23 protein-coding genes and 1 tRNA gene are annotated in these 25,334 nt (G+C 71.4%); 18 read left to right on the plus strand and 6 right to left on the minus strand.

Going from position 1 to position 25,334, the window contains the following annotated elements:
- The first annotated feature begins 297 nt into the window (after positions 1-297).
- The 4 genes from ACFXKG_RS01455 to ACFXKG_RS01470 all read left to right on the plus strand — a co-directional run bounded on the left by ACFXKG_RS01455 (position 298) and on the right by ACFXKG_RS01470 (position 4,217).
- Positions 298-1,443 carry a PP2C family protein-serine/threonine phosphatase gene (locus ACFXKG_RS01455; RefSeq protein ID WP_384831726.1) on the plus strand — a complete coding sequence of 382 codons (1,146 nt, stop codon included), beginning with the start codon at positions 298-300 and terminating at the stop codon, positions 1,441-1,443.
- Positions 1,440-3,185 carry a CHASE3 domain-containing protein gene (locus ACFXKG_RS01460; RefSeq protein ID WP_384830475.1) on the plus strand — a complete coding sequence of 582 codons (1,746 nt, stop codon included), beginning with the start codon at positions 1,440-1,442 and terminating at the stop codon, positions 3,183-3,185. The genes ACFXKG_RS01455 and ACFXKG_RS01460 overlap by 4 nt, the downstream gene beginning before the upstream one ends.
- The gene (locus tag ACFXKG_RS01465; RefSeq protein ID WP_384830478.1) at positions 3,182-3,646 is read left to right on the plus strand and encodes a response regulator; all 465 of its coding nucleotides are present in this window, start codon (positions 3,182-3,184) and stop codon (positions 3,644-3,646) included. The genes ACFXKG_RS01460 and ACFXKG_RS01465 overlap by 4 nt, the downstream gene beginning before the upstream one ends.
- A gap of 103 nt (positions 3,647-3,749) precedes the next feature.
- Positions 3,750-4,217: an ATP-binding protein gene (locus ACFXKG_RS01470; RefSeq protein WP_384830481.1), complete on the plus strand. Its 468-nt coding sequence runs from the start codon at positions 3,750-3,752 to the stop codon at positions 4,215-4,217.
- 37 nt (positions 4,218-4,254) lie between these two features.
- Here ACFXKG_RS01470 and ACFXKG_RS01475 read toward each other — a convergent pair whose 3' ends face one another.
- Positions 4,255-5,445 carry a PP2C family protein-serine/threonine phosphatase gene (locus ACFXKG_RS01475; RefSeq protein ID WP_384830483.1) on the minus strand — a complete coding sequence of 397 codons (1,191 nt, stop codon included), beginning with the start codon at positions 5,443-5,445 and terminating at the stop codon, positions 4,255-4,257.
- 118 nt (positions 5,446-5,563) lie between these two features.
- On the opposite strand from ACFXKG_RS01475, the gene ACFXKG_RS01480 reads away from it, so the two are divergent.
- The 8 genes from ACFXKG_RS01480 (at position 5,564) to ACFXKG_RS01515 (ending at position 14,492) form a co-directional block, all read left to right on the plus strand.
- Positions 5,564-6,079, plus strand: a complete 516-nt coding sequence (locus ACFXKG_RS01480) for a MarR family winged helix-turn-helix transcriptional regulator (RefSeq protein ID WP_384830486.1) — start codon at positions 5,564-5,566, stop codon at positions 6,077-6,079.
- 204 nt (positions 6,080-6,283) lie between these two features.
- Positions 6,284-6,643 (plus strand): STAS domain-containing protein, encoded by a 360-nt coding sequence (locus tag ACFXKG_RS01485; protein WP_384830489.1) that lies wholly within the window; start codon positions 6,284-6,286, stop codon positions 6,641-6,643.
- A gap of 103 nt (positions 6,644-6,746) precedes the next feature.
- Positions 6,747-7,157 carry an ATP-binding protein gene (locus ACFXKG_RS01490; protein ID WP_384830492.1) on the plus strand — a complete coding sequence of 137 codons (411 nt, stop codon included), beginning with the start codon at positions 6,747-6,749 and terminating at the stop codon, positions 7,155-7,157.
- 80 nt (positions 7,158-7,237) lie between these two features.
- Positions 7,238-7,750: a hypothetical protein gene (locus tag ACFXKG_RS01495; RefSeq protein ID WP_384830495.1), complete on the plus strand. Its 513-nt coding sequence runs from the start codon at positions 7,238-7,240 to the stop codon at positions 7,748-7,750.
- 255 nt (positions 7,751-8,005) lie between these two features.
- The gene (locus ACFXKG_RS01500) at positions 8,006-11,314 is read left to right on the plus strand and encodes a family 78 glycoside hydrolase catalytic domain (RefSeq protein WP_384830498.1); all 3,309 of its coding nucleotides are present in this window, start codon (positions 8,006-8,008) and stop codon (positions 11,312-11,314) included.
- Positions 11,315-11,551: 237 nt separating this feature from the next.
- A complete protein-coding gene (locus ACFXKG_RS01505; RefSeq protein ID WP_384830501.1) occupies positions 11,552-12,271 on the plus strand; it encodes a (Fe-S)-binding protein in 720 nt (239 codons plus the stop codon).
- Positions 12,268-13,851, plus strand: coding sequence for a LutB/LldF family L-lactate oxidation iron-sulfur protein (locus tag ACFXKG_RS01510; protein WP_384830504.1), 1,584 nt, complete (start codon positions 12,268-12,270; stop codon positions 13,849-13,851). Before ACFXKG_RS01505 ends, ACFXKG_RS01510 begins: the two co-directional genes overlap by 4 nt.
- A complete protein-coding gene (locus ACFXKG_RS01515; RefSeq protein WP_384830507.1) occupies positions 13,848-14,492 on the plus strand; it encodes a lactate utilization protein C in 645 nt (214 codons plus the stop codon). The genes ACFXKG_RS01510 and ACFXKG_RS01515 overlap by 4 nt, the downstream gene beginning before the upstream one ends.
- A 32-nt stretch (positions 14,493-14,524) precedes the next feature.
- Here the strand turns inward: ACFXKG_RS01515 and ACFXKG_RS01520 are convergent, their stop codons facing one another.
- A complete protein-coding gene (locus tag ACFXKG_RS01520; protein WP_384830510.1) occupies positions 14,525-14,998 on the minus strand; it encodes a DUF309 domain-containing protein in 474 nt (157 codons plus the stop codon).
- A 110-nt stretch (positions 14,999-15,108) separates the two neighbouring features.
- Here ACFXKG_RS01520 and ACFXKG_RS01525 point away from each other — a divergent pair.
- The 6 genes from ACFXKG_RS01525 (at position 15,109) to ACFXKG_RS01550 (ending at position 20,570) form a co-directional block, all read left to right on the plus strand.
- Positions 15,109-15,182: transfer RNA gene (locus ACFXKG_RS01525), tRNA-Pro, on the plus strand.
- Between the two features lie 860 nt (positions 15,183-16,042).
- On the plus strand, positions 16,043-17,794 hold the full coding sequence (locus ACFXKG_RS01530) for a sensor histidine kinase (protein WP_384830513.1): 1,752 nt from the start codon (positions 16,043-16,045) through the stop codon (positions 17,792-17,794).
- A complete protein-coding gene (locus tag ACFXKG_RS01535; RefSeq protein ID WP_384830516.1) occupies positions 17,791-18,276 on the plus strand; it encodes a roadblock/LC7 domain-containing protein in 486 nt (161 codons plus the stop codon). Before ACFXKG_RS01530 ends, ACFXKG_RS01535 begins: the two co-directional genes overlap by 4 nt.
- Complete coding sequence (locus ACFXKG_RS01540; protein ID WP_384830519.1) at positions 18,273-18,629, plus strand: DUF742 domain-containing protein; 357 nt, start codon at positions 18,273-18,275, stop codon at positions 18,627-18,629. Before ACFXKG_RS01535 ends, ACFXKG_RS01540 begins: the two co-directional genes overlap by 4 nt.
- Positions 18,607-19,251: an ATP/GTP-binding protein gene (locus tag ACFXKG_RS01545; protein WP_384830522.1), complete on the plus strand. Its 645-nt coding sequence runs from the start codon at positions 18,607-18,609 to the stop codon at positions 19,249-19,251. The genes ACFXKG_RS01540 and ACFXKG_RS01545 overlap by 23 nt, the downstream gene beginning before the upstream one ends.
- Positions 19,248-20,570: a cytochrome P450 gene (locus ACFXKG_RS01550; protein ID WP_384830525.1), complete on the plus strand. Its 1,323-nt coding sequence runs from the start codon at positions 19,248-19,250 to the stop codon at positions 20,568-20,570. Before ACFXKG_RS01545 ends, ACFXKG_RS01550 begins: the two co-directional genes overlap by 4 nt.
- Positions 20,571-21,010: 440 nt before the next feature.
- Here the strand turns inward: ACFXKG_RS01550 and ACFXKG_RS01555 are convergent, their stop codons facing one another.
- The 4 genes from ACFXKG_RS01555 to ACFXKG_RS01570 all read right to left on the minus strand — a co-directional run bounded on the left by ACFXKG_RS01555 (position 21,011) and on the right by ACFXKG_RS01570 (position 25,276).
- Positions 21,011-21,247, minus strand: a complete 237-nt coding sequence (locus ACFXKG_RS01555; RefSeq protein ID WP_384830528.1) for a hypothetical protein — start codon at positions 21,245-21,247, stop codon at positions 21,011-21,013.
- 27 nt (positions 21,248-21,274) lie between these two features.
- Positions 21,275-22,201 carry an MBL fold metallo-hydrolase gene (locus tag ACFXKG_RS01560; RefSeq protein WP_384830531.1) on the minus strand — a complete coding sequence of 309 codons (927 nt, stop codon included), beginning with the start codon at positions 22,199-22,201 and terminating at the stop codon, positions 21,275-21,277.
- A 291-nt stretch (positions 22,202-22,492) separates the two neighbouring features.
- Entirely contained in the window at positions 22,493-23,671 is a 1,179-nt protein-coding gene (locus ACFXKG_RS01565; protein WP_384830534.1) for an LLM class flavin-dependent oxidoreductase, read from the minus strand.
- A 117-nt stretch (positions 23,672-23,788) separates the two neighbouring features.
- Complete coding sequence (locus tag ACFXKG_RS01570; protein WP_384830537.1) at positions 23,789-25,276, minus strand: aldehyde dehydrogenase family protein; 1,488 nt, start codon at positions 25,274-25,276, stop codon at positions 23,789-23,791.
- Positions 25,277-25,334 lie beyond the last annotated feature (58 nt).

Raw genomic sequence — 25,334 nt, forward strand, 5'->3', positions numbered from 1 at the left:
ACACCCGGTTCCGTTCCGCCCGTTTGCCGTAACTTCTCCCGGGGGAGCGTTCTCCCACCGCGCGGAGCGACACTCCGGATGTCGCATATGCTTCCCGCCGGAACGACGTCGGGTGACCGGCGCCGCCGGGTGAGGGGGTGGAGTGTGGTCGAGTTGCCCGTGGGCCTCTCGTCGCGTCCGGTACGGGGCCGCCGCACCCCTGGGGCCGTGTCCCCGCCTCCCCGGCGCGGCGGCTCGCCCGCACGGGAGGCCGCACCCTCCGCCGTACACGACTCCCCGTGGGCCGTCGACGCGGTCATGCTGCTCGTCGAGGACGACGCGGGGGACGCCCTGCTCGTCGAGGAGTTGCTCGCCGACAGCGATCTCGACGCCCCGCTCACGTGGTGCCAGACGCTCGCCGAGGGCCAGCGGTTCCTCGCCGACCGCACCGCGCCCGTCTGCGTCCTGCTCGACCTCCACCTCCCTGACGTGCACGGCGTCGACGCGGTCACCCGTATCCTGCGCACCGCCCCGGACGCCGCCATCGTCGTCCTCACCGGCCTGGCCGAGGGCGAGGCCGGGCTCTCCGCCGTGGCCACCGGCGCGCAGGACTACCTCGTCAAGGGCCGCATCGACCCCGAGGCACTCAGCCGCGCCGTCCGCTACGCCCTCCAGCGCAAACAGGTCGAACAGGCCGCCGCCGCGCTGCGCGCCAACGAACGGATGGCCCAGGAGAACGCCCGGCTGGAACGCGGCCTGCTGCCCGTACCCCTGCTGCGCGGCGACGACTTCGAGGCGACCGCCCGGTACGAACCGGGCCGCGCCCACGGACTGCTCAGCGGTGACTTCTACGACGTCGTCCAGACCGAGGACGGCACCGTCCACGCGGTGATAGGCGACGTCTCCGGCCACGGCGCCGTGGAGGCGGCGCTCGGGGTCTGCCTGCGCGTCGCCTGGCGCACCGCCGTCCTGTGCGGGACACCGCCGCTGGAGCGGGTACGGCTCCTGGAGGAGATCCTGGTCGCCGAACGGTCCGACCCGCACCTCTTCGCCACCGTCACCTCCCTGGTCTTCCCGCCCGGCGGCCGCGAGTTCGGCGTCGTGCGCGCCGGCCACCCCGGTCTGCTCGTCCGCCACGGTGCCCAGGTGCGCTGGGAGGAACCCCGGATCGGCATGGCCCTCGGGCTGCTGCCCGGCGCGGGCCGCTGGACCGGCACCACGGTCCCGCTGCCGCCCGGCGGCCATGTGGTGCTCTTCACCGACGGCCTCTTCGAAGGCCGTACGGGGCCCTCGGCCCGGCTCGGCGAGGACGGGCTGCTGCGGCTGGCGCGGCGCCACGGCGAACTGCCCGCGCATGCCTTCGTGGACGCGCTGGTCGACGGCGCCACCGAGGGGGCCGCGCCGTACGGCGGACTCGCGGACGACGTCGCCGTGCTCCACCTGGGCTGGGGCGGCACCCCGTGAGGAGCCCCTCCGCACTGTGGCGTACCGCGCGGTCCCGGCTCTCGGTGCAGGGGTGGGTGCGCCTCATCCTGGGCGGCCTGGTCCTGGTCGTCTGCGGCTGCACCCTCATCGCCGGCGTACTGCTCTCCCGTACCACCGACCGCACCGACGAACTCGTCGACCGGATCCAGCCCGCCCGGTCCACCGCCTTCCAGCTCCAGCGCTCCCTGGTCGACCAGGAGACCGGGGTACGCGGCTTCGCGCTCACCGCCGACCCGTCGTTCCTCGCGCCGTACGAACAGGGCCGCGCCGACGAGGAACGGTTCACCGCGCGGATGCGCACCGTCATCGGCTCGGACCCGCGGGCCGCCGCCGACCTCACCCGGATCACCCGCGCCGCCGACGAGTGGCGGCGCGACGAGGCCGAACCGCTCATCGCGTCCGTACGGACCCGGGGCGCCGTCACGGCCTCCGGGGAACTGCTCGCCGGGAACAAGGCCGCGTTCGACGAACTGCGCCGGCTCGTCGCCGTCCAGCAGAGCCATCTCGACGAGGCCAGGGACCACGCGCGCGCCGGACTGGACGACGCCCGGGAACTGCGCGACACCGTCTTCCTCGTGATCCTCGGCGTCTTCGCGGCGGCGGTGGTGGGCCTCGCCCTCGTCCTCCACCGGATGGTCGGCCGGCCGCTGAACGCGCTGCGGGCCGCGACCGACGGCGTACGCGCCGGGGCGTTCCACCGGCGCATCGAGGCCCGGGGCCCCTCCGACCTGCGGGCCGTCGGCGCCGCGGTGGAGGACATGCGGCGCCGGCTGGCCGACGAGATCGCCGCCACCCGGCTGCGCGAGGACCTCCTCGCGGAACAGACCGAGGAACTGCGCCGCTCGAACTCGGAGCTGGAACAGTTCGCCTACGTGGCCTCGCACGACCTCCAGGAGCCGCTGCGCAAGGTCGCCTCGTTCTGCCAGCTGCTGGAGAAACGGTACGGCGACCAGCTCGACGCCCGGGGCAAGCAGTACATCGACTTCGCCGTCGACGGCGCCAAGCGCATGCAGATCCTCATCAACGACCTGCTCACCTTCTCCCGGGTGGGCCGGGTCCACGACGCGTGGCAGGGCGTCGAACTGGATCAGGTCCTCGACCGCGCCCTCGGCAATCTCGCCCTCGCCATCGAGGAGGGCGAGGTGACGGTCGTACGCGAGAATCCGCTGCCCCGGGTCACCGGCGACCCGACCACCCTCGCCATGCTCCTGCAGAACCTCGTCGGGAACGCGGTCAAGTTCCGCCGCCCCGACGAGCCCTGCCTGATCACCGTCGGCTGCGTCGCCGGGACCACCGAGGTCACCGACGGCTCCGCGGGCACGGCGGGCTCCGAGGGCGCCGCCGAGGGCGCCGGAAGCGCCGAGTGGCATCTCACGGTCACCGACAACGGCATCGGCGTCGCGCCCGAGTTCGCCGAGAAGGTCTTCGTCATCTTCCAGCGGCTGCACGCCAGGGACGAGTACGAGGGCACCGGGATCGGGCTGGCGCTCTGCCGTAAGATCGTGGAGTTCCACGGCGGCCGGATCCGGCTGGAGTCCGCCCCCGGGGGCGGCACCCGTATCCACTTCACGCTGCCCGTCATCCCGGACGAGGCCGCTTCACCCGCCTCCGCCGGACTCCCAGCCCCCGCCGGTCCGCCCGCCTCCGCCGATGCGCTCGCGCCGTCCGGAGCGGCGGCCGGCGAGGCACGGCCGCACACCTCCCATGGAGCCCCCCTGTGAACTCCCAGCCCCAGCGCGCCGAGCCGATCGAGGTCCTGCTCGTCGAGGACGACGCCGGCGACGAACTGATGACCCGCGAGGCGTTCGAGGACAACAAGATCCGCAACACCCTGCACGTGGTGCGCGACGGGGAGGAGGCCCTCGACTTCCTCTACCGGCGGGGGGCCCACACGGACGCGCCCCGCCCCGATCTCGTCCTGCTCGACCTCAACCTGCCCAAGTACGACGGCCGCCAGGTCCTGGAGCAGATCAAGACCGACCCCGAACTGGCGCTCATCCCCGTCGTCGTCCTCACCACCTCGTCGGCGGAGGAGGACATCCTGCGCAGCTACAAACTGCACGCGAACGCCTATGTGACCAAGCCGGTCGACCTCGATCAATTCATCGCGGCCGTCCGGCAGATCGATGAGTTCTTCGTCACCGTGGTCCGGCTGCCCGGGCGCATTTCCGGGCGTGCGTGACACCCCTCACGAAACCGGTGGGCATATCGGCGGCGTGTGGGGGCATAAGGGGATCCGAGAAGGGGGACCCCCCGATCGCCTCACCGGTGCCCGGGCAGGAGCTATGAACGAACAGACCATCGTCGGAAGGGCCCGCACGGCCCTGCCCGACTCCGTACACCCGCTGCGGCGGGCCGGCCAGTTCAGCGGCGAGCCCGGCTGCATCGCCGAGGCCCGGCTGCTGGCCGAGCGGTTCCTCCAGCAACTGGAGGCCGAGTGGCTGGCCGACCTCGGCGAGCGCGCGCGGGGCGATCTGCTGCTCGTCGTCAGCGAACTGGTCACCAACGCCGAGCGGCACAGCCACGGACCGTATCTGCTGGAGCTGGAGGGCACGGACGAGCAGGTGCTCGTGACCGTGTACGACAGCAGCTCGACCCTGCCGCGCCGCTACCCGCGCGACCCCGCCCGGCTCGGCGGGCACGGCCTGGAGATCGTCCACGCCCTCGCCGACCTGCTCACGGCGGAGCGCGTCCCGGTCGGCAAGCGCGTCCAGGCCGTGTTCGACCTGACGGCCCGCCGGCTTCCGGCCTGACCTCCGCGGCAGGGCGGCGTCACTCCTCCGGTCGGCGTCACTCCTCCGGGCGGCCGAACCAGTCCAGGCAGAGCACCAGCGCGTCGTCCGTCGACTCGGCGCCCCGGTACTCCGCCAGCTCCCGCAGCACCGCGCGCGGCACCATGGCCGCCGGCAGCAGGCTCGTCGCGCCGATCGCCCGCGCCAGGGCCCGTTCCCCGTACGCCTCGCCCTGCGGCGAGACCGCCGCGTACACCCCGTCGCTCACGAAGAGCAGCCGGTCGCCGGGGAGCACCTGGAACGACTGGGCCACGTAGTCCGACTCCTCGAACATGCCCAGCGGGAGCTGCGCGTCGAGGTGGACCCGTTCCACGGTCTTGTCCCGCTGCCGCCACAGCTCGGGCGACCCGGCGTCCACGGCCTCGACCCGCCCGGTCGCCAGCTCGAAACGGAGCAGGAGCGTCGAGACGTACGAGGCGCCCCGGTGCTGCTCGTACAGCGCCTGGTCGGCCAGGGCCGCCTGGTCGGCGATGCCGATGCCCGCGCGGCGCGCGTTGCGCAGGGCGTTGACGGCGAGATTGGTCAGCAGGGAGGCCTGGATGCCCTCGCCCATCCCGTTGGTCACCGCGAGGGTCAGCTCGTTCGCGTCCGACGCCCAGTCGAAGTTGTCGCCGTGGATCGCGTACGCGGGTTCGAGCTGGGCGCCGATGGCGTACTCCCGGGCGGTGCAGGCGCGCGCCGGGAGCAGCTCCCACTGCATCTCGGCCGCCAGGGTCAGCCGGCTCGCCCGGCGCGCCCGCTGGTAGAGGTCCGTGTCCCGCTCCGCCACCAGGATCTCGTGGCCCAGCAGATCGGCGACCTGGGTCAGATCGTCGACGGCCTCCGGGGTGGAGAGGCCGCCCGGCAGCCGGACGGTGAGAATGCCGAGCCGTTCGCCGCGCACCGTGACCGGAAGGTGGTGGTCCACCGCGTCCCGGTGCCTGACCTCCTGCTCGCGCGGCTCCTGGCTCCCGAACGCCCGGCCCTCCGGCGTGTTGTGCAGCGACAGATCCTCGGTCGCGGGGGCCGCGGAGCCCGCCGGATCGCCGGCTCCGTCGACGGGGCGCAGCACCGTGAGCCCGTAGTCCGCGAGATGGAGCGTGACGGAGGCCGCTCCGTACGCCGTCGCGAGCGCGCCGCGCAAGGCGCCCACCAGGTCGTGCGGGGCCGCCGCACGGACCGCTCTTTCCACATCCGCGAGTAGAGTCACTGTCGTTCAGCTTTCCTCAAGGGGCCCGTTTCGGTACCGGGCCGGTCCTGGGACGGTCGTGGCGGTCCTCGGACGGTCCGGGCTGACAGATGGCCACGCCGGATGAAAGGGTGGATCGATGTCCCGTTTCACCGGTCAGGCGCGTCGGCGGGAGCAGGTCGCCGAGGCCGCCTGTGCCGCCTCGGAACTGCTCGAAGTGCTGTGGGGGCGCGGCCAGGAGGCCGCGCCGTCGGGTCCGGTCCCGCCTTCCCAGCTACGGGCCCTTCTCGTCATCGAATCGCATGAGGGCGCCAACCTGCGGACCCTCGGCGAGGCGCTCGGGTCGCGTCCCTCCTCCGTGAGCAGACTCTGCGACCGGATGGAGGCCATGGGGCTCGTGACACGCTCCCAGAGCCGGACGAGCCGGCGCGAGGTCGAGCTGCGGCTGAGCCGGCGCGGCCACCAGGTGCTGGACGAGCACCGTGCCTTCCGTACCCGTGAGGTGGAGCTGGTGCTGGAGCGGATGGATCCCTCGGAGGTACTGCTGCTCGCGGAGGGGCTGCGCGCCTTCCACGCGGCGGCGAGCCGGGGCCTGAGCGCCGGGGCCCAGCCCCCCGCGGACTCCGCGCGGAGCCACGTGGCGGACAGCGCATAGCTTCATTGGGGCCCACTTCCTGGCATCGACACACTACTCTCCGCACTCTCCGCGCAGAGAAGTTGTGCGGAAGCAGTGAACAGATTGTTGCCCACCGGCGAATGTTGTCAAATGGCAACTATCTTTTGGATCGCGGAGCCGCCCCGACCTTCACAGCCCACGAATGGATTTCCTGTGCAACCTCCTCACGGCCCAGGTCGGACCATGGGCCTGGCCACGAGGCGGAACGGCGACGCGGTCGTGCTCGCCCCCAGCGGTGATCTCGACGTGGAGAGCATCACCCCGCTCGCCGCCGCGCTCACCGAGGCCGGCGGGACCGCCACGGGACCGGTGGTCGTGGACCTGTCCCGCGTCACCTTCGCGGACTCCACCACGGTGAACGTCCTTCTCCAGGCCCATGGTTCCCTCGGCCCGAGGCTGCGGCTCGCCCGGCCCTCCGCCTTCGTCCAGCGCCTGTTCGGCGTCATCGGCCTGGACCAGGCCCTGCCGGTGTACGGCACGATCGAGGCCGCGCTCGCGCCCGGTCGTCCCGGTCGTCCCGGTCGCCCCGGCCCCTCGGAGTGACCCGGAGCCGCCGGAATCACGCGGAGACTCTTCGACCCCGATTGCGGGGGTAAACGACGGCTGGAGAACGCCGCACCGAGATCCGAACGACGGGGTGAGTCCCATGCAGCAACCTCTTACGAGCGACCCGCGGTCCGACGGCGACGCCGAGTGGGCGTTGCGTCCGGAACAGGCGGCCGAGGCGAGGGAGGCGGCCTACGGCTTTCTCGCCGCTCTCGTTCCCGAGCCGTCCGCGCGTACCTCCCAGAACCTGGTCCTGCTCGTCTCCGAACTGGTGGCCAACGCGATCCGGCACGCGGGCGAGGTGACCTCTTTGCATCTGCGTGCGGACCGGCGCAGTCTGCAGGTCGTGGTGGGCGACCCGAGCCCTGCCCGGCCGCAGGATCGTACGCCCGATCTCACCGGCGGCACCGGCGGCTTCGGCTGGCCGATGATCCAGCGCCTGGCCGAGAAGGTCACCGTCCTGCCGAACGCGGGCGGCGGCAAGACGATCCGCGCCGTCCTCGCGCGGTAGCGCGTTCGGGGCGCGCGGGGCGCAGAGGGGTTTTCGCGTCCGGGGCGGCGTGCATCCTTCCCGCAGGACGAAGGAGTGGAATGCGCGAGACACATGGCTCCGGTACGGGCACCCGCGGCAGAGGCGCCACGGCGCGCGGGGCCCGCGCGCTCCTCGCCGTGGCGGCGCTCGCGCTGCCGACGGGGTGCGCCGGCGGTACGGCCGGGCAGCCCGCGGCGCCGGGCCAGGGGCCCGTCACGGCGACGGTCACGGTCCCCGCGCCGCCCGCGGCGGGCCGCGCGGACCCCGGTGCCTGCGGGGACGCCGACTGCGAGGTGGACCTGGCCGCGGGGGACACGGTCCGCTTCGACCGCGGCGACGAGGCGGGCCGCTTCGTCATCACCGGCGTGGACGGATCGACGGTGAGCTGGGAGCTGCCGGGATCGCACCGGTGCGGAGCGTCCGGGCCGGGAAGCGTCCGGATGCGCGGGGACGACGGCGGATGCCGGGGCACGGTCGGCCCGGGGACGACGGTCACCGCGGAAGGCGTCTCGGTGACCTTCGTCGGCATCGGGGCCTCGACCGTACGCGTACGCCTGACGCCACGTTCCTGACGCCACCCCCCTGATACGGCGGCGGCGCACCGGTCTGCCGTACGGCGACATCCTGCTGTACGGCGAGGGGGCGCCGCCTGCCGGTAGTTCGCCCGCCGCGCCGAGCCGCACGCCGCGTTGACGCCAGGCGGCGCGCCGGGCCGCGGCCCGCCACGTCCCATCGCACCCTCCCGCACCTCTTGTAGCGGGGACAGGTCGGCCCTACGATGCATAGCCGGGACGTGAAACGTTTCAATCCAAGGGGCTGCGATGGGCATGGGCTGGACACGCCGGGGTCTTCTCCACACCTCCGCGCTCGGGGCGGGGGCCGGCCTCGCCGGCCTGGCCATGGGTTCCGGCACCGCTGCCGCGTCCCCGTCGGGCGGCCCCGCGGGGGAGGGCGGCCGGACCGGGCGGCTCCGTATCGACTCCGCCACCGTCGAGTACGCCGAGCACGTCCTCGGCACCGATGTCGCCGCACCCCTGCTCTCCTGGGTGCTCGGGGCCGGGCCCGACGGGGGCCCCGCGCCCGACGGCGGCCCGGGCGCACGGCAGAGCGCGTACCAGATCCGGGCCGCGACCGGGCGGCGCGCGCTGGTGGCCGGGCGTGAACTCCTCTGGGACACCGGCCGGGTCGCGTCGGACCGTACCGTCGCCGTGCCCTACGCGGGCCCCGCGCTGCCGCCCCGTACCCGCTGCCACTGGCAGGTCCGGGTCTGGGACGGCACGGGACGCGCGTCCGCGTGGAGCACCCCCGGCTGGTGGGAGACCGCGCTCGGCACGGAGCGGTGGCACGCCCGGTGGATAGGCGCCGACCAGCCGGCCGCACCGCCCGGCCTCGACGGCGCGTCCTGGATCTGGACGGCGGACGCGACCACGGGCGGCGCCCCCGTCGGACCGCGCTGGTTCCGCGGCTCCCTCGGCCTTCCCGCGGCCACGGACATCGCGCGGGCCACGCTCGTCGCCACCGCCGACGACGACTTCACCCTCCACCTGAACGGCCGCCAGGTCCTGCACACCCCCGAGCAGGTGGACGCCTGGCGCACCGGCACAGCCGCCGATGTCACCGGCGCCGTGCGCGCCGCCGCCGGCAGCGGCGCCCCGGTCGTCCTCGCCGCCGTCGCCACCAACCGCGGCGGGGCCGCAGCCAATCCGGCCGGACTGCTCGGACTCCTGCGGGTGGAGACCACCGACGGCGCCGTCCACCGACTCGCCACCGGGGAAGGGTGGCGTACCACCGACACCGAGCAACCCGGCTGGGAGCGCCCCGAGTTCGACGACACCGGGTGGGCCGCGGCCACCGTACTCGCACCCTACGGCCAGGGACCGTGGGGCAACGGGGTGTCGATCGCCGCGCCGGAGGTGCCCGCGCCCCTGCTGCGCCGGGAGTTCACGGTACGCAAACCCGTCACCCGCGCCCGCCTCTACATCAGCGGACTGGCTTACTACGTAGCCGAGTTGAACGGGGAGCGGGTCGGCAGCCAGGTGCTCGACCCCGGCTTCACCGACTACGACGAGACCGTGCTGTACGCGGTGCACGACGTGACGGCGCTCCTCAGGCGCGGCGACAACGCGATCGGCGTCACCCTCGGTCGTGGCTTCTACGGCATGACCACCCCCAACGTGTGGAACTGGCACCGGCCGCCCTGGCACGGCGAACCGCGCCTGCTGTGCCGGCTGGAGGCCGACCACCCCGCCGGCTCCCGCACCACCGTCGTCTCCGACACCGACTGGCGCATCACCGAGGGCCCCACCCTCACCAACTCCCTCTACGCGGGGGAGACGTACGACGCCAGGCTGGCCCCGCGGGGGTGGACCCGGCCCGGCTTCGACGACCGTTCCTGGCGCCACCCGGCCGAGCAGCCCGCCCCCAGGGGCACCCTGCGCGCCCAGCCGCACGACCCCATCGAGGTCATCGCGACCCACACCCCCACCGCGATCACCGAGCACACCCCCGGCGTGTACATCGTGGACCTGGGCCGCACCACGGCGGGATGGAGCCGGCTGAGCGTACGGGCCCCGGCCGGCACCGTCGTCTCGCTGGTACACGGCGAGAAACTGAAGGCGGACGGCAGCGTCCACGCCGAGACCGGACATGTGCCGGGCCGCTTCCAGCGCGACGAGTACATCTGCGCGGGCGGCGGCGCCACCGAGGTGTGGGAGCCGTCGTTCTCGTACAAGGGCTTCCGGTACGTCCAGGTCAGCGGGTTGCCGACCCGGCCACGCCCGGCCGACGTGGTGGGCAGGACCGTCCACACGAAGGTGGCGGAGGTCAGCGGTTTCGCCTGCTCCGAGCCGTTCCACGAACAGCTCGACCGGGCGATGCGCCGCACCCTGCTCAACAACCTGCACGGCATACCCACCGACACCCCGATGTACGAGAAGAACGGCTGGACGGGCGACGCGCAGCTCGGGGCGCCCGTCATGGAGTACGCCTTCGGGGTGCACCGCTTCCTCACCAAGTGGCTCGGTGACCTGGCGGACAGCCAGAACGCCGACGGGCAGCTGCCGGTGATCGTGCCCAGCGGCGGCTGGGGCTACGGCGACCTCGGCCCCTCGCCCGAGTGGACCACCGTATATCCGTTCCTGATACGGGAGATGTACCGGATCTACGGCGACGACCGGGTGGCGCGGGAGCACTGGGCCCCCCTCACCCGCTATCTGGACTGGGAGCTGGCCCGGCTCGTCGACGGCCTCGCGATCACCGCGCTCGGCGACTACCTGCCGCCCGGCTACGGCGGCAACCCGCCCGAGGACACCCGGCTGACGGCGACCGCGTACCTCCACCGCGCGCTCACCGACACGGCCGAGCTGGGCGACCTGCTCGGCCACACCGGGACCGCGGAGCGCTACCGGACCGCGGCGGCCGGCCTGAAGGACGCCTTCAACGCCGCCTTCCTCGACGCCTCCGGCCACTACCGGACCGCGAAGGACCCCGGCTACCGCCAGACGTCCAACGCACTCCCGCTGGCCTTCGGGCTGGTCCCGAACGGCGCCCGTGCCACGGTGGTGGACAGCCTCGTCGCGGACATCACCGCGCGCGGCGACCACCTCAACACCGGCGCGCTCGGCACGAGTGTGCTGCTGCGCGTCCTGTGCGCACACGGCCACCCCGACGTGGCACACGCCGTCGCCACTCAGCGCACCTACCCGAGCTGGGGCCACTGGTTCGACAACGGCGCCGACACCATGTGGGAGATGTGGCCCCTCGACTCCCGCTCACGCGACCACTACTTCCAGGGCACGGTCGCCCAGTGGCTGTACGAGAACGTCGCCGGGCTGCGCCCCGGGGACGCGGGCTACCGGACCTTCACCGTACGGCCCGACGGGCGGACCGGTGTCAGCTGGGCCCGCACCTGGATCCGTACCGTCCGGGGCGAGGCGTCGGTGGCCTGGTCGGCGATCGGCGCCACCCTGCGGCTCTCCGTACGCGTCCCGGTCGGCGCGACGGCGGAGATCCATGTACCGGCCGCCACCCGCGACCAGGTCACGGCGCCCGCCGGCGCCGCCTACGCCCGCACGGAACCGGGATTCGTGGTGTACCGGGCGGGCCAGGGCGCCTGGGAGTTCGTGGGACGCGCCTGAACCCACCTGACGCGGCGCCCCCGGCCGTCGGCACGTTCGGCGAGGCGGCCGGACGGGGCGCCCGTCCCGTCACCGATGGCCGATGGCCGATGACCGAGATGACCGATGACTGAGATCTTCCTCCGGCTCCGCCGGGGACAGCACCACGAGAGCGGACACATTCATAGGATGTCTGAGAACCCTTCACCCCGCGCGGGGGACTACCGTGCGGCGCCGGAGCCGACATATGCTCCGCCCATGCGCGCCGCCCTCTTCGTCACCTGCGTCAATGACGCCGTGTATCCGTCCACCGGCATCGCGACCGTACGCCTCCTCGAACGCCTCGGTGTCGAGGTCGACTTCCCGGAGGCGCAGACCTGCTGCGGCCAGCCGCAGTTCAACACCGGCTACCGACGGGAGACGGAGCCGCTGGTACGCCGGATGACCAGCGCCTTCGAGGGGTACGACTACGTGGTCACCCCCTCCGGGTCCTGCGCGGCCATGGTCCGCCACCACTACCCGAAGATCGGCGGCGAGGCGGCCGCGGCGCTGGCCGCGCGCACCTACGAGCTGACGGAGTTCCTGGTCGACGTGGTGGGCGTGACCGATGTCGGGGCGTACTTCCCGCACACCGTCACCTACCACCCCTCCTGTCACGGAGTGCGTCTGCTGGGCCTCGGCGAACGACCCAGGAAACTCCTCGAAGCGGTGCGCGGCCTGGAGCTGAAAGAGCTGCCCGGCGCCGAGGAGTGCTGCGGCTTCGGTGGCACCTTCGCCCTGAAGAACTCCGATGTTTCCGCCGCGATGGGCCAGGACAAAGTCCGGCACGCCGTCTCCACCGGGGCCGAGGTGCTCTGCGGCGCCGACAATTCCTGTCTGATGCACATCGACGGCATCGCGAGCCGCGAGGCCGCCCCGCTGCGGTCCGTGCATCTCGCGGAGATCCTGGCGTCGACCGAAGAGGAGCCCTGGTCATGAGCGGTACGTATCTGGGGATGCCGGCCTTCCCGGTGGCCGCCAAGGAAGCCGTCGCCAACGAGACACTGCGCGGCAATCTGCGCCACGCCACCCACACCATCCGCGACAAGCGCGCCGTCGCCGTTGCGGAGCTGGCCGACTGGGACCGCCTCCGGGAGGCGGGCAAGCGGATCAAGGACCACACGCTGCGCCATCTCGACCGCTATCTGGTCCAGCTGGAGGAGTCGGTCACGGCGGCCGGCGGGCAGGTCCACTGGGCCGCCGACGCCGACGAGGCCAACCGGATCGTCGCGGACCTGGTCAAGGCCACCGGCGAGACCGAGGTCGTCAAGGTCAAGTCGATGGCCACCCAGGAGATCGGCCTCAACGAGGCGCTCGCCGCCGAGGGCATCGCCGCGTACGAGACCGACCTCGCCGAGCTCATCGTGCAGCTCGGCGACGACCGGCCCTCCCACATCCTGGTCCCGGCGATCCACCGCAACCGCGGCGAGATCCGCGACATCTTCCGCGACCGGATGGCCGACTGGGGCAAGGCGGCCCCCGACGGCCTCTCCGACACCCCCGGCGAACTCGCCGAGGCGGCGAGACTCCACCTGCGCGAGAAGTTCCTGCGCGCCAAGGTCGGTGTCTCCGGGGCCAACTTCATGGTCGCCGAGACCGGCACCCTCGTCGTCTTCGAGTCCGAGGGCAACGGACGGATGTGCCTGACACTGCCCGAGACCCTGATCTCGGTGGTGGGCATGGAAAAGGTGGTGCCGAGCTGGCGGGACCTGGAGGTCTTCCTCCAGACACTGCCGCGCTCCTCGACGGCGGAGCGGATGAACCCCTACACCAGCATGTGGACGGGCACCCACGACACCGACGGCCCGAGCACCTTCCACCTGGTCCTGCTCGACAACGGCCGCACGGACACCCTGGCCGACGAGGTGGGGCGGCAGGCGCTGCGCTGCATCCGCTGCTCGGCCTGCCTCAACGTCTGCCCGGTGTACGAGCGGGCCGGCGGCCACGCGTACGGCTCCGTCTACCCCGGCCCGATCGGCGCCATCCTCAGCCCCCAGCTCCGGGGCACGGGGAGCGAGATCGACGCCTCGCTGCCGTACGCCTCCTCGCTCTGCGGGGCGTGCTACGAGGTCTGCCCGGTGGCCATCGACATCCCCGAGGTCCTGGTCCACCTCCGCGAACGGGTCGCGGACCAGGGGGGCCGGGGACACCGGCTGGAGAAGGCGGCGATGAAGGCGGCGGGCTGGGTCTTCGACCATCCCCGCGTCCTGGCGGCGGGGGAGCGCGCCGCGTCCATGACCCGGGCGCTGCACCCCGCCAGGCTCCCGGGCGCGGGGGCCTGGACGGACGCGCGGGACCTCCCCCGGATGCCGGCCGAGTCGTTCCGCGCCTGGTGGAAACACCGCCCCGGGAACGGCACGGGCGGCGCGACCGGCCCGGCCAGTGCGACCGGTTCGGCCGGCACCGCCACTGCGGACAGCGCCCGGCGCGACGCCGGCGGATCCGGCGACCGCACCGGCGACGGGGCTGTGGGCGGTACCACCGGCGAGAACGACAACCGTAAGGACAACGGGACATGAGCAGCACTCCCGCCGGCTCGCGCGAGCGGATCCTCGCCCGGATCCGCACCGCGCTCGCCGACGCCCCCGACGCGCCCGAGGCACCCCGCGACTACCTCGACACCCACACCCCCGAGAGCCGGATCGTCGACCTGCTCGCCGAGAACCTCGCCGACTACCGCGCCCTCGTCCACCGCACGGACACCGCCGGGCTGCCCGCCCTCGTCGCCCGCCTCCTGGCCGACCGGGGCGCCCGTACCGTCCTCGTACCCCCGCTGCTCCCGGAGACCTGGCTCTCCGCGACGCCCGAGGCGGTGACCCGGGTGCCGGACGACCCCGGCGCGACGGCCGGGGCCCTCGACACGGTCGACAGCGTCGTCACCGGCTGTGCCCTCGCCATCGCGGAGACCGGCACCCTCGTCCTCGACGCGGCGCCGGACCAGGGCCGCCGCAGGATCACCCTCGTCCCCGATCACCACATCTGCGTCGTACGCACCACGGACCAGGTGGTCGGCTCCGTACCGCAGGCGATGCCCCGCCTGGACCCGACCCGCCCGCTCACCTGGATCTCCGGGCCGTCCGCCACCAGCGACATCGAACTCGACCGGGTCGAGGGGGTGCACGGCCCCCGCACACTCGAAGTCGTCCTGCTCACCGACTGACGTACGCCCGGGCCCGGAGGCGGTGGGACGGGTCAGGTCAGCCGGGGCGCCTCGCGGGCGGCGTCCACCGGCCCGTCGCCGACGCGCGCCGCCAGCTCCCTGGCCCACACCGCCAGCCCGGCCATGTCGATGCCGTGCGGCGTACGGTCCGGATACGAGTCGATCACCGCCGCCCCGCGCAGCAGCAGCCGCGCCCCGCCCGTCGCATTGCCCCGGGCGGCGTGTGTCAGCCCGACCGCGAGCTGGGCCATCCCGCGCCACAGGGCCCGTTCCGCCTCGGGCCCCGACTTCCACGCGTCCTCGAACACCTCGTGCGCGTGGAAGGGCATGCCCGCGTCCAGCAGCCGCTGCGCCTCCCGAAGGGTCTCCCCGGCGCCGCGCACCACCCCCTCCGGCTGCCGCTCCACCCCGGGCGCCCCGTACGGCAACGGCCGCCCCAACCCGTCCCGGGGCCGAGCGCTGCGCGCCCGCCCCTCGCTGTCACGGTCCCGTCGTTCTTCCCTCATGCACCGATTGTCGCGCGAACGAGCCGTGTCCTTCCGTGGCGCGGAGTGAGGTAATGTTCTCCGCGTGGCCGGTCACCAGGGAAGATCTTCCCGGGAGGCGGGACGCGCATCGGGACGTGGCGCAGCTTGGTAGCGCACTTGACTGGGGGTCAAGGGGTCGCAGGTTCAAATCCTGTCGTCCCGACTTGTGTTTTCGCAGGTCGCAGGCGGTATCGGAGAAATCCGGTACCGCCTTTCCGCGTTCCTTGGGGACCAGTTGGGGACCACAGGGTCTGGCGACGTCGTGCCGCCGCTTGCTTGACGGCGAGGGCGAGGGCGAGGTGCCCGGTCCCCGCATCGCGCACGAGGCGAAAGCCGCCCGATCGGCGGCGGACGATGGGGCCGGATCGGCATCCTGAAGACCCGCCCGCCCGGCGTCGCTCCCGTCCCTCGGCTGGCTCGGCGGGGCTGGTGACTGTCTCGACATCAGTCGACCTTCGGCTGTTCAACGATGCGTTGTCGACCTGTTCTCGATGACGCACCAAGTGGAGTGCGTGGCGGTCCTTGAACCCATCGCCTGCTGCACCGGCCGGCTCGGCCGGGCTGCAGAACAGCACCCGGCCGTCGGCATCCGTGACGATCACGGACTTGACGGCGTTCTGCTCGTTCTTCCCGGAGATGAAACGGAGGTCCTGAACGCGCGGTGATTGCGGCCGTGGCGCGATGTCATGAGACGGCGCAACTGGCTTTTCCCTCTGGCGTCTCCCGTTCAGAGAGTCCCTCAACATCGTTGCTGTGCTGTGCATATGCCTTTTCGTCAACCTGGTGACTTTCAGCCACTGGTGAGGTTAGAGTGACGCAGAGCGATCGACATCTCCATCCAGGCCGCCTGTTCGGTACATCCCTTCGTGGTTGTTCGTGGCAGTTCATGGCCTGCGTGCCCTCCTGCGTGGTTCAGGGCACTGGCGCATCGTCTCTGTCCCATTGCTCATGTTCTCCATATACCTGAGATCCCCTCACCTCGTACATGACGACCCTTGCGGCGCTGCCGCTCCCTGAGGACACATGACACAGCTACCAGAGGCACTTATCTGGTGCCTGGCGGTCGGCACCGCGGCTGCCGCCGGGCTGGCGCCGATGTTGTACCGCGTCCGGCACCAGGTTCGGGCCCTGCGTGACCAAGTAGAACGGCAAGCCCAGCGTGCGGCGGCCGACCGCCATGTCGCGTACCAGGAACGCGACGCGGCCCAGGAGGAGCGTGACACCGCGCACGAGGAACTCGACGCCGCGCGCGCCGGACGGGATGCCGCCCAGGCCGACCGCGATCTCGCGTACACCGAGCGCGACACCGTGCAGGCGGAGCGGGACGCGGCGCGCGTCGAGTGCGAGGCCGTAGGCGCGGAACGCGATGCCCTGCGTGCCGAACGCGACGAGGCCGACCGGGAGCGCGAGCGGTTGGCCGGCTACGCGCAGGCCGTTGAGGACGAGACCCGGCACCTGGTGACGGCGCGGCTCCCTGCCATGGCGGCCCATCTGGAGAATCGTTTCGTCGCCGTCCCGGGCCCGCTGAAGAGCGAGTTCGCGGAGACCGGCCCCGGCGCCGACCACGTGTCCGTCCTGGAACACTTGGCGACGGTTGTCGCCATGGAGCGCCGCCGGGTGGACGAGGCGGCGCAGGCTACGATGCGCGGTGCGACCACCGTTATGCAGGCGATGAGTTACCAGCTCCAGTCCCGCATCGTCGGGATGCAGGAGAAGTACAACGACCCTGGTCTGGCCGATGACCTGCTGGCCTTGGACGAGCTGAACGAGCAGAACCTGCGGCGTATTCAGGCCACCGGGGTGCTGTGCGGTGCCTGGCCCGGTCTGAGCCGCGCCGACTCGCACCTCGGCGACGTAGTGGCGGGTGCGAAGTCCCGGGTGCGCGGCTATCACCGGGTCAAGGTGACCAGCCAGCTGGCGGACCCGGTCGCTGTCGTCTCGCGCGCGGTCGAGCCGATCGCCATCACCGTGACGGAGCTGCTGGCCAACGCGGTGCACCACTCGCACGGCACACTCTCCGTGGACGTGAGCCTGCACCAGTCGGCGTCAGGAGCGGTCGTCGTGATCGACGACGCCGGTGTCGGCATGCACCAGGACGAGATCGACTACGCGACCCGCATGCTGTCCGGCCAGGAGGCCGCCCGGCTGGCGGAGCTGGGCGACCCGCCGCGCGCCGGGTTCGCCGCGATCGGACGGCTGACCCGGCAGTACGGGTTCTCCGTTTCGGTGGACAAACCGGCGCCGTACGGCGGTGTCCGGGCGGTGGTGTTCATCCCCGGGGATCTGCTGACGCTCCTCGATGAGTCCCAGTACCCGATGTCCGCCAGTGCCCCGCTGTCTCCGGTGCCCACCGCACCCTCGTTGATCGCCGCACTGCCGGTGCGGCAGCCGAGGACGACCACGTCAGGGGCGGGCTCCCGGGGACCTTCCGCGTCCTCGGACGCCCCCGCTGCCGTCATTCCGGGCGCCGACGGGTCGGGCACCCGCTCCGAAGATGCGGGACCTGCGGAGCAGACCGCTCCCGCCGCCGTGGATCTGCCGCGCCGACGGCGCAAGCGTCCCGCCACCTCGGTTGCCCCTACCGGTGCCGACGATGCCGGTGGCGAGGAGCGCAGCCCGGAGCAGACCGGCGCTACCTGGAGTTCCTTCCAGTTGGGAACCGCCTCGGGCCGTGAGGCGGTGACGATTGCGGAGGCGGCGGACGGTGATTCCGCCGACGACCCGGCCGCTTCCGACGACGTACCGACTGCATCATTCGAAGGGGAATCGACATGACCGCGAGCACTGCCAAGCGAGCCACCCTCCAGCCGGACATGTCCTGGGTGCTGGAACCCCTGCTGGTCCTGCCGGGGGTGCTGCACGGCCTGGTGCTGTCGGCGGACGGCATGGTGCAGGGGACGTCGCCCGACCTGAGCAGAGAAGCGGGTGAGGGCGCCTCGGCGATGATGTCGGCGCTCCAGGGCGCCGCTCGCACGCTCGGCGCGACGTTCTCCGGCGATTTGGAGACCCAGGTCCGGCAGGTGGTGGTGGAGACCAGCAACGGATTTGTGTTCGCGGTACCGGCCGGTGACAACACCGTGCTCGCCGTGTTCGCGGCGCACAGCGTCGACATGGGCGTGGTAACCCACCACATGCAGATCCAGGTCAACACCCTGGGCCGCAAGGTGATGACCACCAAGCCACGTGACACCGGTCCGGCGGCCGACGCGGCTGCCCGAGCGGTGGCGTCGGACGGACTGACGTCCGGAACCGCATGACGCGCGGACGAGGCCCACGGCGCCTGGTGCCGTCGTATCTCGCGACCGGTGGACGGGCAACCCCGACCCGCAACACCCTGGACACGCTGACCGTGCTGAGCGGGGCATCCGACCAGCTGCCCGGCGGTCTCGAACCGCCGCAGCGGCGGCTGCTCGCGCTGCTCACGCACGGCTCGCTCGCGCTTGCCGAGGCCGCCGCCCACCTGGGGCTTCCGGTGAGCGTCACAAAAGTACTGGCCTCCGATCTCGTGGACACAGGGCTGCTGTACGCCCGCGCGCCCATACCGGCAGCGCCTCTCCACGACAGACAGCTGCTAGAGAGGGTTCTCAGTGGACTCCGCGCCATCCGATAAGCAGTCGGCCGACGCCCCCGGCACGGCCACCGACGCCCCCGCCTATCTTCCCGGCGGCACTGCTCAGACGCTGGTGAAGGTGGTGATCGCGGGGCCGTTCGGGGTCGGCAAGACCACCCTGATCCGGGCCCTGTCCGAGATCCGCCCCCTGCACACGGAGGAACTGCTCACCGAGGCGGGTGAGTTGGTGGACGACCTGTCGGGAGTGCGGGACAAGACCACCACGACCGTCGCGATCGACTTCGGCCGCCGCACCCTCCCGGGCGATCTGGTGCTCTACCTGTACGGCACCCCCGGCCAGCGCCGCTTCAAACCGCTCTGGGAGGACATAGCCCGGGGCGCACTCGGCGCCCTGGTCCTGGTCGACACCCGGCGGCTGGGCGACTCCTTCGAAGTCATCGACATGATCGAGGAGCAGGGCCTGACCTACGCGGTGGCCGTGAACTCCTTCCCCGACTCGCCCGCCTACGAGGAGGGAGTGCTGCGTGACCACCTCGACCTGGGCCCGGACACCCCGCTGGTGTACTGCGACGCCCGCGACACCAGCCAGGCGGTCGACGCCTTGATCGCGCTGGTCACCTGTCTTCTCTCCGAGCTCCCCCAGGAAGCCGTCGCACCATGACCACGAAACCACCGAGCACATCACAGTCGGCCGCAACGCCGCCGGCCGCTACGTGGGCGGGCGCCGGCGCGGTTCCCGTCCCGCTGTGGGGCGACGACTTCAATACCGACCCGTACGCGATCTACGCCCGGCTGCGTCGGTTCGGCGCCGTCGCGCCGGTGGAGATCCACCCCGGAGTGAACGCCTGGCTCGTCATCGACTACCAGGCCGCACTGGAGGTGCTGCGCGACACTGCGACGTACTCCCACAACCCGCTCAGCTGGAGCGATCCGGTCCCTTCCGACCATCCGATCGCTCCGGTCATCCAGCCCAGGCCCTGTGCCATCGCCACCGACGGCGCCGAACACCAGCGCTACCGGCAAGTCATCACCGACGGCTTCAACATGATCCCGTCTCACGAGCTGCGCGACCGCGTCACCCGGCTGGCCGACGACCTGATCCGTGACTTCGCCGAGGCCGGTGAAGTCGACCTGGTCGCGCAGTACGCCCGGCAGCTGCCACTGGTCGTGTTCAACGACCTGTTCGGACTGCCCGCCTCGTACGCCACCGGACTCAGCCGCACCATGGCCCGGCTGATGGAAGGCGGCGACGAGGCGGCCGACGCGAACGAGGAGCTGGAAGCGTACCTGGCCGAGCTGATTGCAATGAAGACCGAGCACCGGGGCGCCGACCTCACCTCCTGGTACCTGGACCACCCGAACGGAATGACCCAGGAGGAGATGGCCCACCAACTGCTTCTGACGCTTGTCGCGGGCAACGAGCCCACCACCAACCTCATCTCCAACGCGCTGTCCCGGATGCTCTCCGACCCGAGCTACTACTCCACGCTCACCAACGGCGCCCGTACCGCCCGCGAGGCCGTCGAGGACGTGCTGCGCGAAGAGCCCCCGATGTCGAACTACTCGTACCACTTCCCTCGCCGTGACGTGCTGCTGCACGGCAACTGGATCAGGACCGGCGAGCTGATCCTGATTTCGTACGCCGCCGCCAACACCACCCCGGACGGGCTGCCGCCCGGCCCGCGCACAGACGGCGGCTCCCACCTGGCCTGGTCGGCGGGCCCGCACCAGTGCCCGGTGAAACACTCGGCGCTGCTCCTGGCGGTCACCGCGATCGAACGGCTCACCAGCTGGCTGTCCGACCTGGAGCTGACGGTGCCGCGCGCCAAGCTGCAATGGCGGCCCGGCGTGATCCACCGGGCCCTCGCCGAACTCCCGGCGCGATTCACCCCGATCACCCCCGGCCGAGCGGGCGCGACTCCTTGGAACAGACAGTCACCCCAGGAAGCCTCGGTGGCATACACCGAGAGTTCCCCCTGACCGCCACCCCTGACGCGTGAGGCGAGGGTGAGAAGGCCGCGCGGCGGGAGGACATCAGAGCCGGAAGCCGGAAATTGGGCGACCTCCCGATCGCGGTGTCAGGTCGGGAGCCGGGCTGTCGCCACTTCGCCAACTACATGTCGCCTTCGAGCGTCAACCGGCGCACCTCACCATGCCGACCGAGAGGCTCATGAACTTCATCGACGCGGGCGACAGCGGCGGTGCGGCCGCCGAACTCATGCCGGACCCGTCGCGGACACGGGTCGGCGCGACGTATCACCTGGTCAACGGCGCCGACCGGTTCAGGTTCGGGGATCGGACGGTCCGGGGCAGGCGGTGCACGTCCGCTCCGGACCGTCCGTCCCGTCACCGTCGGACGCCGGCGGGTGCGAGCCGGTAGCTGTCGCCCTCGCGCTTGATGTACGCGGCCGGCGACGGCCCTAGGTGGGTGAAGAGCACCATCGTCGGAGTGTCCGCGAACCGCTCTCGTCGTTCCCGCTGAGGTAGTACGGGCGCTGCCACGAGGGGTCGGTCTTCACCGACCTGACCCGTTCGGCGCCGACGATGGGGTCGAGAAGCTCGATCGGGAACGGGCCTGAGGACTCGACCACCTTGGTGATCGTCATATCCCCGAGTGTCCAGGTCTCATTGGCCAGGTGGTCGACGGGCTGCGTCATTGCAACCTTCTTTCCTGCTGGTTCGACTCAGACGGCGGTGTCAGGGGCGGGGATCAGCCGGAAACTGTCACCTTCGTGGACCAGGTGGCCGGCGGGGACCGGGCCGATGTGGGTCGTCAGCAGCAGGACGGGCTTGTCGGCCACGCTCTCGAAGAACTCCCACCGCGACTGCATCCCGACCGCCTTGTCGGAGTCGAATCCGTCCCGCCAGTCGGGACGGCTCAGACCCCAGACGGTATGGACCACGTCGCCCGGAAGCGCCGCGCTCTGCCCCTGCGAGTCGACGCGGATGACGATGTGGCCCGGGGTGTGCCCGTGCACCGCCTCCATCCGCACCTCGGGAGTGATCTCGAAGTCGGCGTCGACGAAGCGTACGAGTCCCGCTTCCACCACGGGCTGGATGGAGTCACGGAACGCGCCGCGGGCGTCGATGATGTCCCGGGTGGCCTCGGTGTAGCCGTCCTCGAAGTCCGGGTCCTCGGCGTAGCGCTTCCAGTGGTCGTATTCCTTCTGCACGTACAGGTACTCGGCGTTGGGGAACGTCGGCACCCACGCGCCGTCCACCAGCTTCGTGTTCCAGCCGCAGTGGTCCAGATGAAGGTGGCTGCTCACCACGACATCGACGTCCGTGGGATCCACGATCTCCGTGAACCGGTCCAGGAAGTCGGTGTCGAGCTGCCAGATCGGCAGGACACGGTCCTTGTGATTGCCGAGTCCGGTGTCCATGACGATGGTCCTGGTCGGCGTCTCGATGACGTAGGTGCGCATGGCGCCGTACACCTCGCCGTTCTCGTTGAGGTAGTCCCGCCGCAGCCAGTCGGTCGCGCGGATCTCATCGGGTACCGAGTCGGGTGAGGCCTCCTTCATGAGGTCCGCGTCTATGGGTGACCAGGAGCCGAACTCCTCGATCATGGTGATCTTGACGTCGCCGATTCTCCACACTTCGTTCTTCATGCGAGGCGTTCCTTCCGTCGCTCACGTCCCGGTGAGCGGATCGCCGGCCGGGCGGTGCCGCCCGGCGGAATGAGGAGAAGGCCCGGTCCATCGGTGGCCGGCAACGGCGGGCCGCCGAGGAATCGATCGTGCTTCCGGGCGCCTGCCTGCGGCGGCCGCGTGCCGTGGCCCTGGAGGCCGGCGGGCCCGGACAGGTGACGTACCGCGCGTCCGTGGGCGGGCGTCCGCCCCGGCGACGGCTCCCCGTCCGGCGGGAGAGGGGCGCCGTGCGGGATGGCCGGCCGGTCACGGTCAGTGGCGGATGCCCGCCTCGATCATGAGCGGCAGGACCTGCTCCTTGAACATGGGCAGCTCCTCGTTCGGGTCGATGAGCCCCATGATCATGCCGCCCATGCCGGCCTCGTTCAGCTCCTTCATGCCCTGGACAACCTGCTCCGGGGTGCCGACGAGCGGGTAGCCGCCCCAGCCGGCGATGAAGCGCTCCGACATCTTCCTGGCGTGGTCGAAGGACTGACTCGCCCCGGAGAGCGCGATCTTGATGACGTTGCCCGCGGCACCCCAGTCGCCCTCGTCGACGACCTGTTGGAAGGCCGCCTCGGCCTCTTTCTCGGTGTCCCGGACGACCACGAGGCCGTAGGTCATCACGTCGATGGCGCGCTGGTAGTCGTCGCGGGCCTTGTTGCGGACCTTCTCGGTGTACGCCTTGATGTTCTCCAGAGTGTCGAGGCTGGCGAAGTTGATGTCGACGTTCCGGGCCGAGTAGTCGATGCCGGCGGGCGAGTTGCCCGCGTTCAGCAGCACCGGGTGGGGACCTTGGTGCGGCTTCGGGTACGCCTCCACGTCCCGGCCCTCGAAGTACGTGCCTGCTACGTCGAAGCTGCCCGGCTCGGACCAGAGGCGCATCGCGTAGTCGATCCACTCCTGCCCGAACGCGTACCGCTCGTCATGCTGACGCTGCTCACCGCCGAACATCTCCATCTCCGGCGGAACCCAGCCCATGACCAGGTTCAGGGCGAACCGGCCGTGGGAGATCCGGTCGATGGTGGTCGCGGCCTTGGCCGCCACGATGGGGTGCACGGTCGGCAGATGCGAGGTCGCCGCCACCGCGATGTTCTCGGTGGCCTCGGCGATGCCGGCGGCCCAGGTGTACGTCTCGAAGCAGTTGCCGTTGAAGTTGGTCGAACCGCCGAAGCCCTTCCATCGAGCGACCGGAACCATGGCCTCCAGGCCCATCTCGTCGGCCTGCCGAGCGATGGACTTCGTGTGCTCCCAGGTGATCTCGTACGAGGACGGTGCGTGGGACACGATGAGGCCGTAGGAACAGTTCGTGCCGAACAGACCGAGCTTCATCGGCTGGTCGTTGAGCAGCGGGTTCGTCTCCCGGCGGTCCTGAGCCGGTTCGGTCTCACTGTCGGGGCGCTGGTCGGTGCCGGCGAGACCGAGCCTCTCGTTCGCGGTGAGGGTGGTCATGGCGTGTCTCCTTGGTTCGCTGGTTCGCCTCGCACGGAGGGAGTCGTGCTTTCGAGGGTTCGGAAGGGCGGCGCGGCTCGCGGAGGCGGGCCGTGCCAGGGGAGGGAACGGGCTCGGTCAGCCCATCTTGAACGGGTCGCGGGTGCCGCCGGTCAGTTCGACCAGGACGGACTTGTTCTCCAGGTACTCGTTGACGGCGTCGGTGCCGTTCTCGCGGCCGATGCCGGAGCTGCCGAAGCCGCCGAAGGGCATGTTGGGGGTGACGACCCGGTAGGCGTTGATCCAGACCGTGCCGGCGCGCACGGCGGCGGCGACCCGGTGGGCCCGGTGCACGTCCTTGGTCCAGACGGCTCCGGCCAGGCCGTACGGGGTGTCGTTGGCCAGGGCGATGGCGTCGGCCTCGTCGGTGAACGTGCAGGCGGCGAGGACCGGGCCGAAGACCTCCTCGCGCACGATGGTCTTGTCGGGGTCGGCGAGCACCACGGTCGGGCGGACGAACAGGCCGCCGAGTTCGGTGTTCGGCCCGCCGCCGCACGCGATGGTCGCGCCCTCGGCCCGCGCGCCGTCCAGGAACTCGAGGACCTTCTCGTACTGGGGCCGGTTCGCGACCGGACCCATCTCGGTCCCGGCCTCCGTGGGATCGCCCTGCTTGATGGCGTTGGCGCGCTCGACGACCTTGGCCACCAGTTCGTCCTTCACCGACTCGTGCACGATGAGCCGGGAACCGGCCATGCATGTCTGCCCGGTCGCGGCGAACACACCGGCGACGAGTCCGTTGGCGGCGGCGTCCAGGTCGGCGTCGGGGAATACGATCTGCGGCGACTTGCCGCCGAGTTCGAGGGTCACCTTGTTGATGTTCGCGACCGCGGCCTGCGCGACCTTCGCGCCGGTCGCGGTCGAGCCGGTGAACGCGATCTTGTCAACACCCTTGTGCGCGGCGAGTGCCTCACCGGTGGAGCGGTCCCAGCCGGTGACGACGTTCAGGGCACCGGCAGGCAGGCCGGCCGCAGTGAGGATCTCGGCGAACGCGACCGTCGAGGCCGGCGAGTGCTCCGACGGCTTCACCACGGCGGTGCAGCCGGCCGCCAGCAGGGGCGCGAGCTTGAACGTCAGGAGCAGCAGGGGGCTGTTCCACGGCGTTATGGCGCCGACCACCCCTACGGGCTGCCGGAGTGTGTAACCGAAGTAGGTCTGCGGGTTCAGCGCGGGAACGGTCTTGCCCTCAAGCTTGTCGGCAAGGCCGGCGAAGTAGCTGTACCAGCGCCCGAGCCCGCCCAGCTGGCCGAGCATCTCACGCATGAGCTTGCCGGAGTCGCGTACCTCCAGCAGCGCGAGCCGCTCGGCGTTCGCGGTGATGGCGTCGGCGATCGAGCGCAGGATGTCGGATCGCTCGAAGCCGCTCTTGTTGCCCCACTCGCCTTCGAACGCCGCGCGCGCCGCACGCACGGCGACGTCGATGTCCTCCGGACCGCCGTCGGCGATCCTCGCCCACGGTTGACCGGTGTAGGGGTTGAGGGACTCGAAGGTCTTTCCGGAGATCGCGTCGACGGACTCGCCGTTGATGAACAGCTTGAACGTATCGAGGCCGGAGGCGGGATGAGACACGGTATTCGGTCTCCTCAGCTGTGAGTCGGAGCGTTGTGGATGTCGCTCGAAACGCTAA

This window comes from Streptomyces sp. NPDC059255 (assembly GCF_042752355.1).
Taxonomy (GTDB): Bacteria; Actinomycetota; Actinomycetes; order Streptomycetales; family Streptomycetaceae; genus Streptomyces.

What these genes read in the sequence shown, in the direction of transcription:
- ACFXKG_RS01565 (WP_384830534.1), bottom strand. Translation starts at nt 23,671, where the DNA reads ATGACCACCCTCACCGCGAACGAGAGGCTCGGTCTCGCCGGCACCGAC.
- ACFXKG_RS01455 (WP_384831726.1), top strand. Translation starts at nt 298, where the DNA reads ATGCTGCTCGTCGAGGACGACGCGGGGGACGCCCTGCTCGTCGAGGAG.
- ACFXKG_RS01560 (WP_384830531.1), bottom strand. Translation starts at nt 22,201, where the DNA reads ATGAAGAACGAAGTGTGGAGAATCGGCGACGTCAAGATCACCATGATC.
- ACFXKG_RS01510 (WP_384830504.1), top strand. Translation starts at nt 12,268, where the DNA reads ATGAGCGGTACGTATCTGGGGATGCCGGCCTTCCCGGTGGCCGCCAAG.
- ACFXKG_RS01535 (WP_384830516.1), top strand. Translation starts at nt 17,791, where the DNA reads ATGACCGCGAGCACTGCCAAGCGAGCCACCCTCCAGCCGGACATGTCC.
- ACFXKG_RS01530 (WP_384830513.1), top strand. Translation starts at nt 16,043, where the DNA reads ATGACACAGCTACCAGAGGCACTTATCTGGTGCCTGGCGGTCGGCACC.
- ACFXKG_RS01520 (WP_384830510.1), bottom strand. Translation starts at nt 14,998, where the DNA reads ATGAGGGAAGAACGACGGGACCGTGACAGCGAGGGGCGGGCGCGCAGC.
- ACFXKG_RS01500 (WP_384830498.1), top strand. Translation starts at nt 8,006, where the DNA reads ATGGGCTGGACACGCCGGGGTCTTCTCCACACCTCCGCGCTCGGGGCG.
- ACFXKG_RS01470 (WP_384830481.1), top strand. Translation starts at nt 3,750, where the DNA reads ATGAACGAACAGACCATCGTCGGAAGGGCCCGCACGGCCCTGCCCGAC.
- ACFXKG_RS01495 (WP_384830495.1), top strand. Translation starts at nt 7,238, where the DNA reads ATGCGCGAGACACATGGCTCCGGTACGGGCACCCGCGGCAGAGGCGCC.
- ACFXKG_RS01550 (WP_384830525.1), top strand. Translation starts at nt 19,248, where the DNA reads ATGACCACGAAACCACCGAGCACATCACAGTCGGCCGCAACGCCGCCG.
- ACFXKG_RS01485 (WP_384830489.1), top strand. Translation starts at nt 6,284, where the DNA reads ATGGGCCTGGCCACGAGGCGGAACGGCGACGCGGTCGTGCTCGCCCCC.
- ACFXKG_RS01540 (WP_384830519.1), top strand. Translation starts at nt 18,273, where the DNA reads ATGACGCGCGGACGAGGCCCACGGCGCCTGGTGCCGTCGTATCTCGCG.
- ACFXKG_RS01515 (WP_384830507.1), top strand. Translation starts at nt 13,848, where the DNA reads ATGAGCAGCACTCCCGCCGGCTCGCGCGAGCGGATCCTCGCCCGGATC.
- ACFXKG_RS01555 (WP_384830528.1), bottom strand. Translation starts at nt 21,247, where the DNA reads ATGACGCAGCCCGTCGACCACCTGGCCAATGAGACCTGGACACTCGGG.
- ACFXKG_RS01480 (WP_384830486.1), top strand. Translation starts at nt 5,564, where the DNA reads ATGTCCCGTTTCACCGGTCAGGCGCGTCGGCGGGAGCAGGTCGCCGAG.
- ACFXKG_RS01490 (WP_384830492.1), top strand. Translation starts at nt 6,747, where the DNA reads ATGCAGCAACCTCTTACGAGCGACCCGCGGTCCGACGGCGACGCCGAG.
- ACFXKG_RS01505 (WP_384830501.1), top strand. Translation starts at nt 11,552, where the DNA reads ATGCGCGCCGCCCTCTTCGTCACCTGCGTCAATGACGCCGTGTATCCG.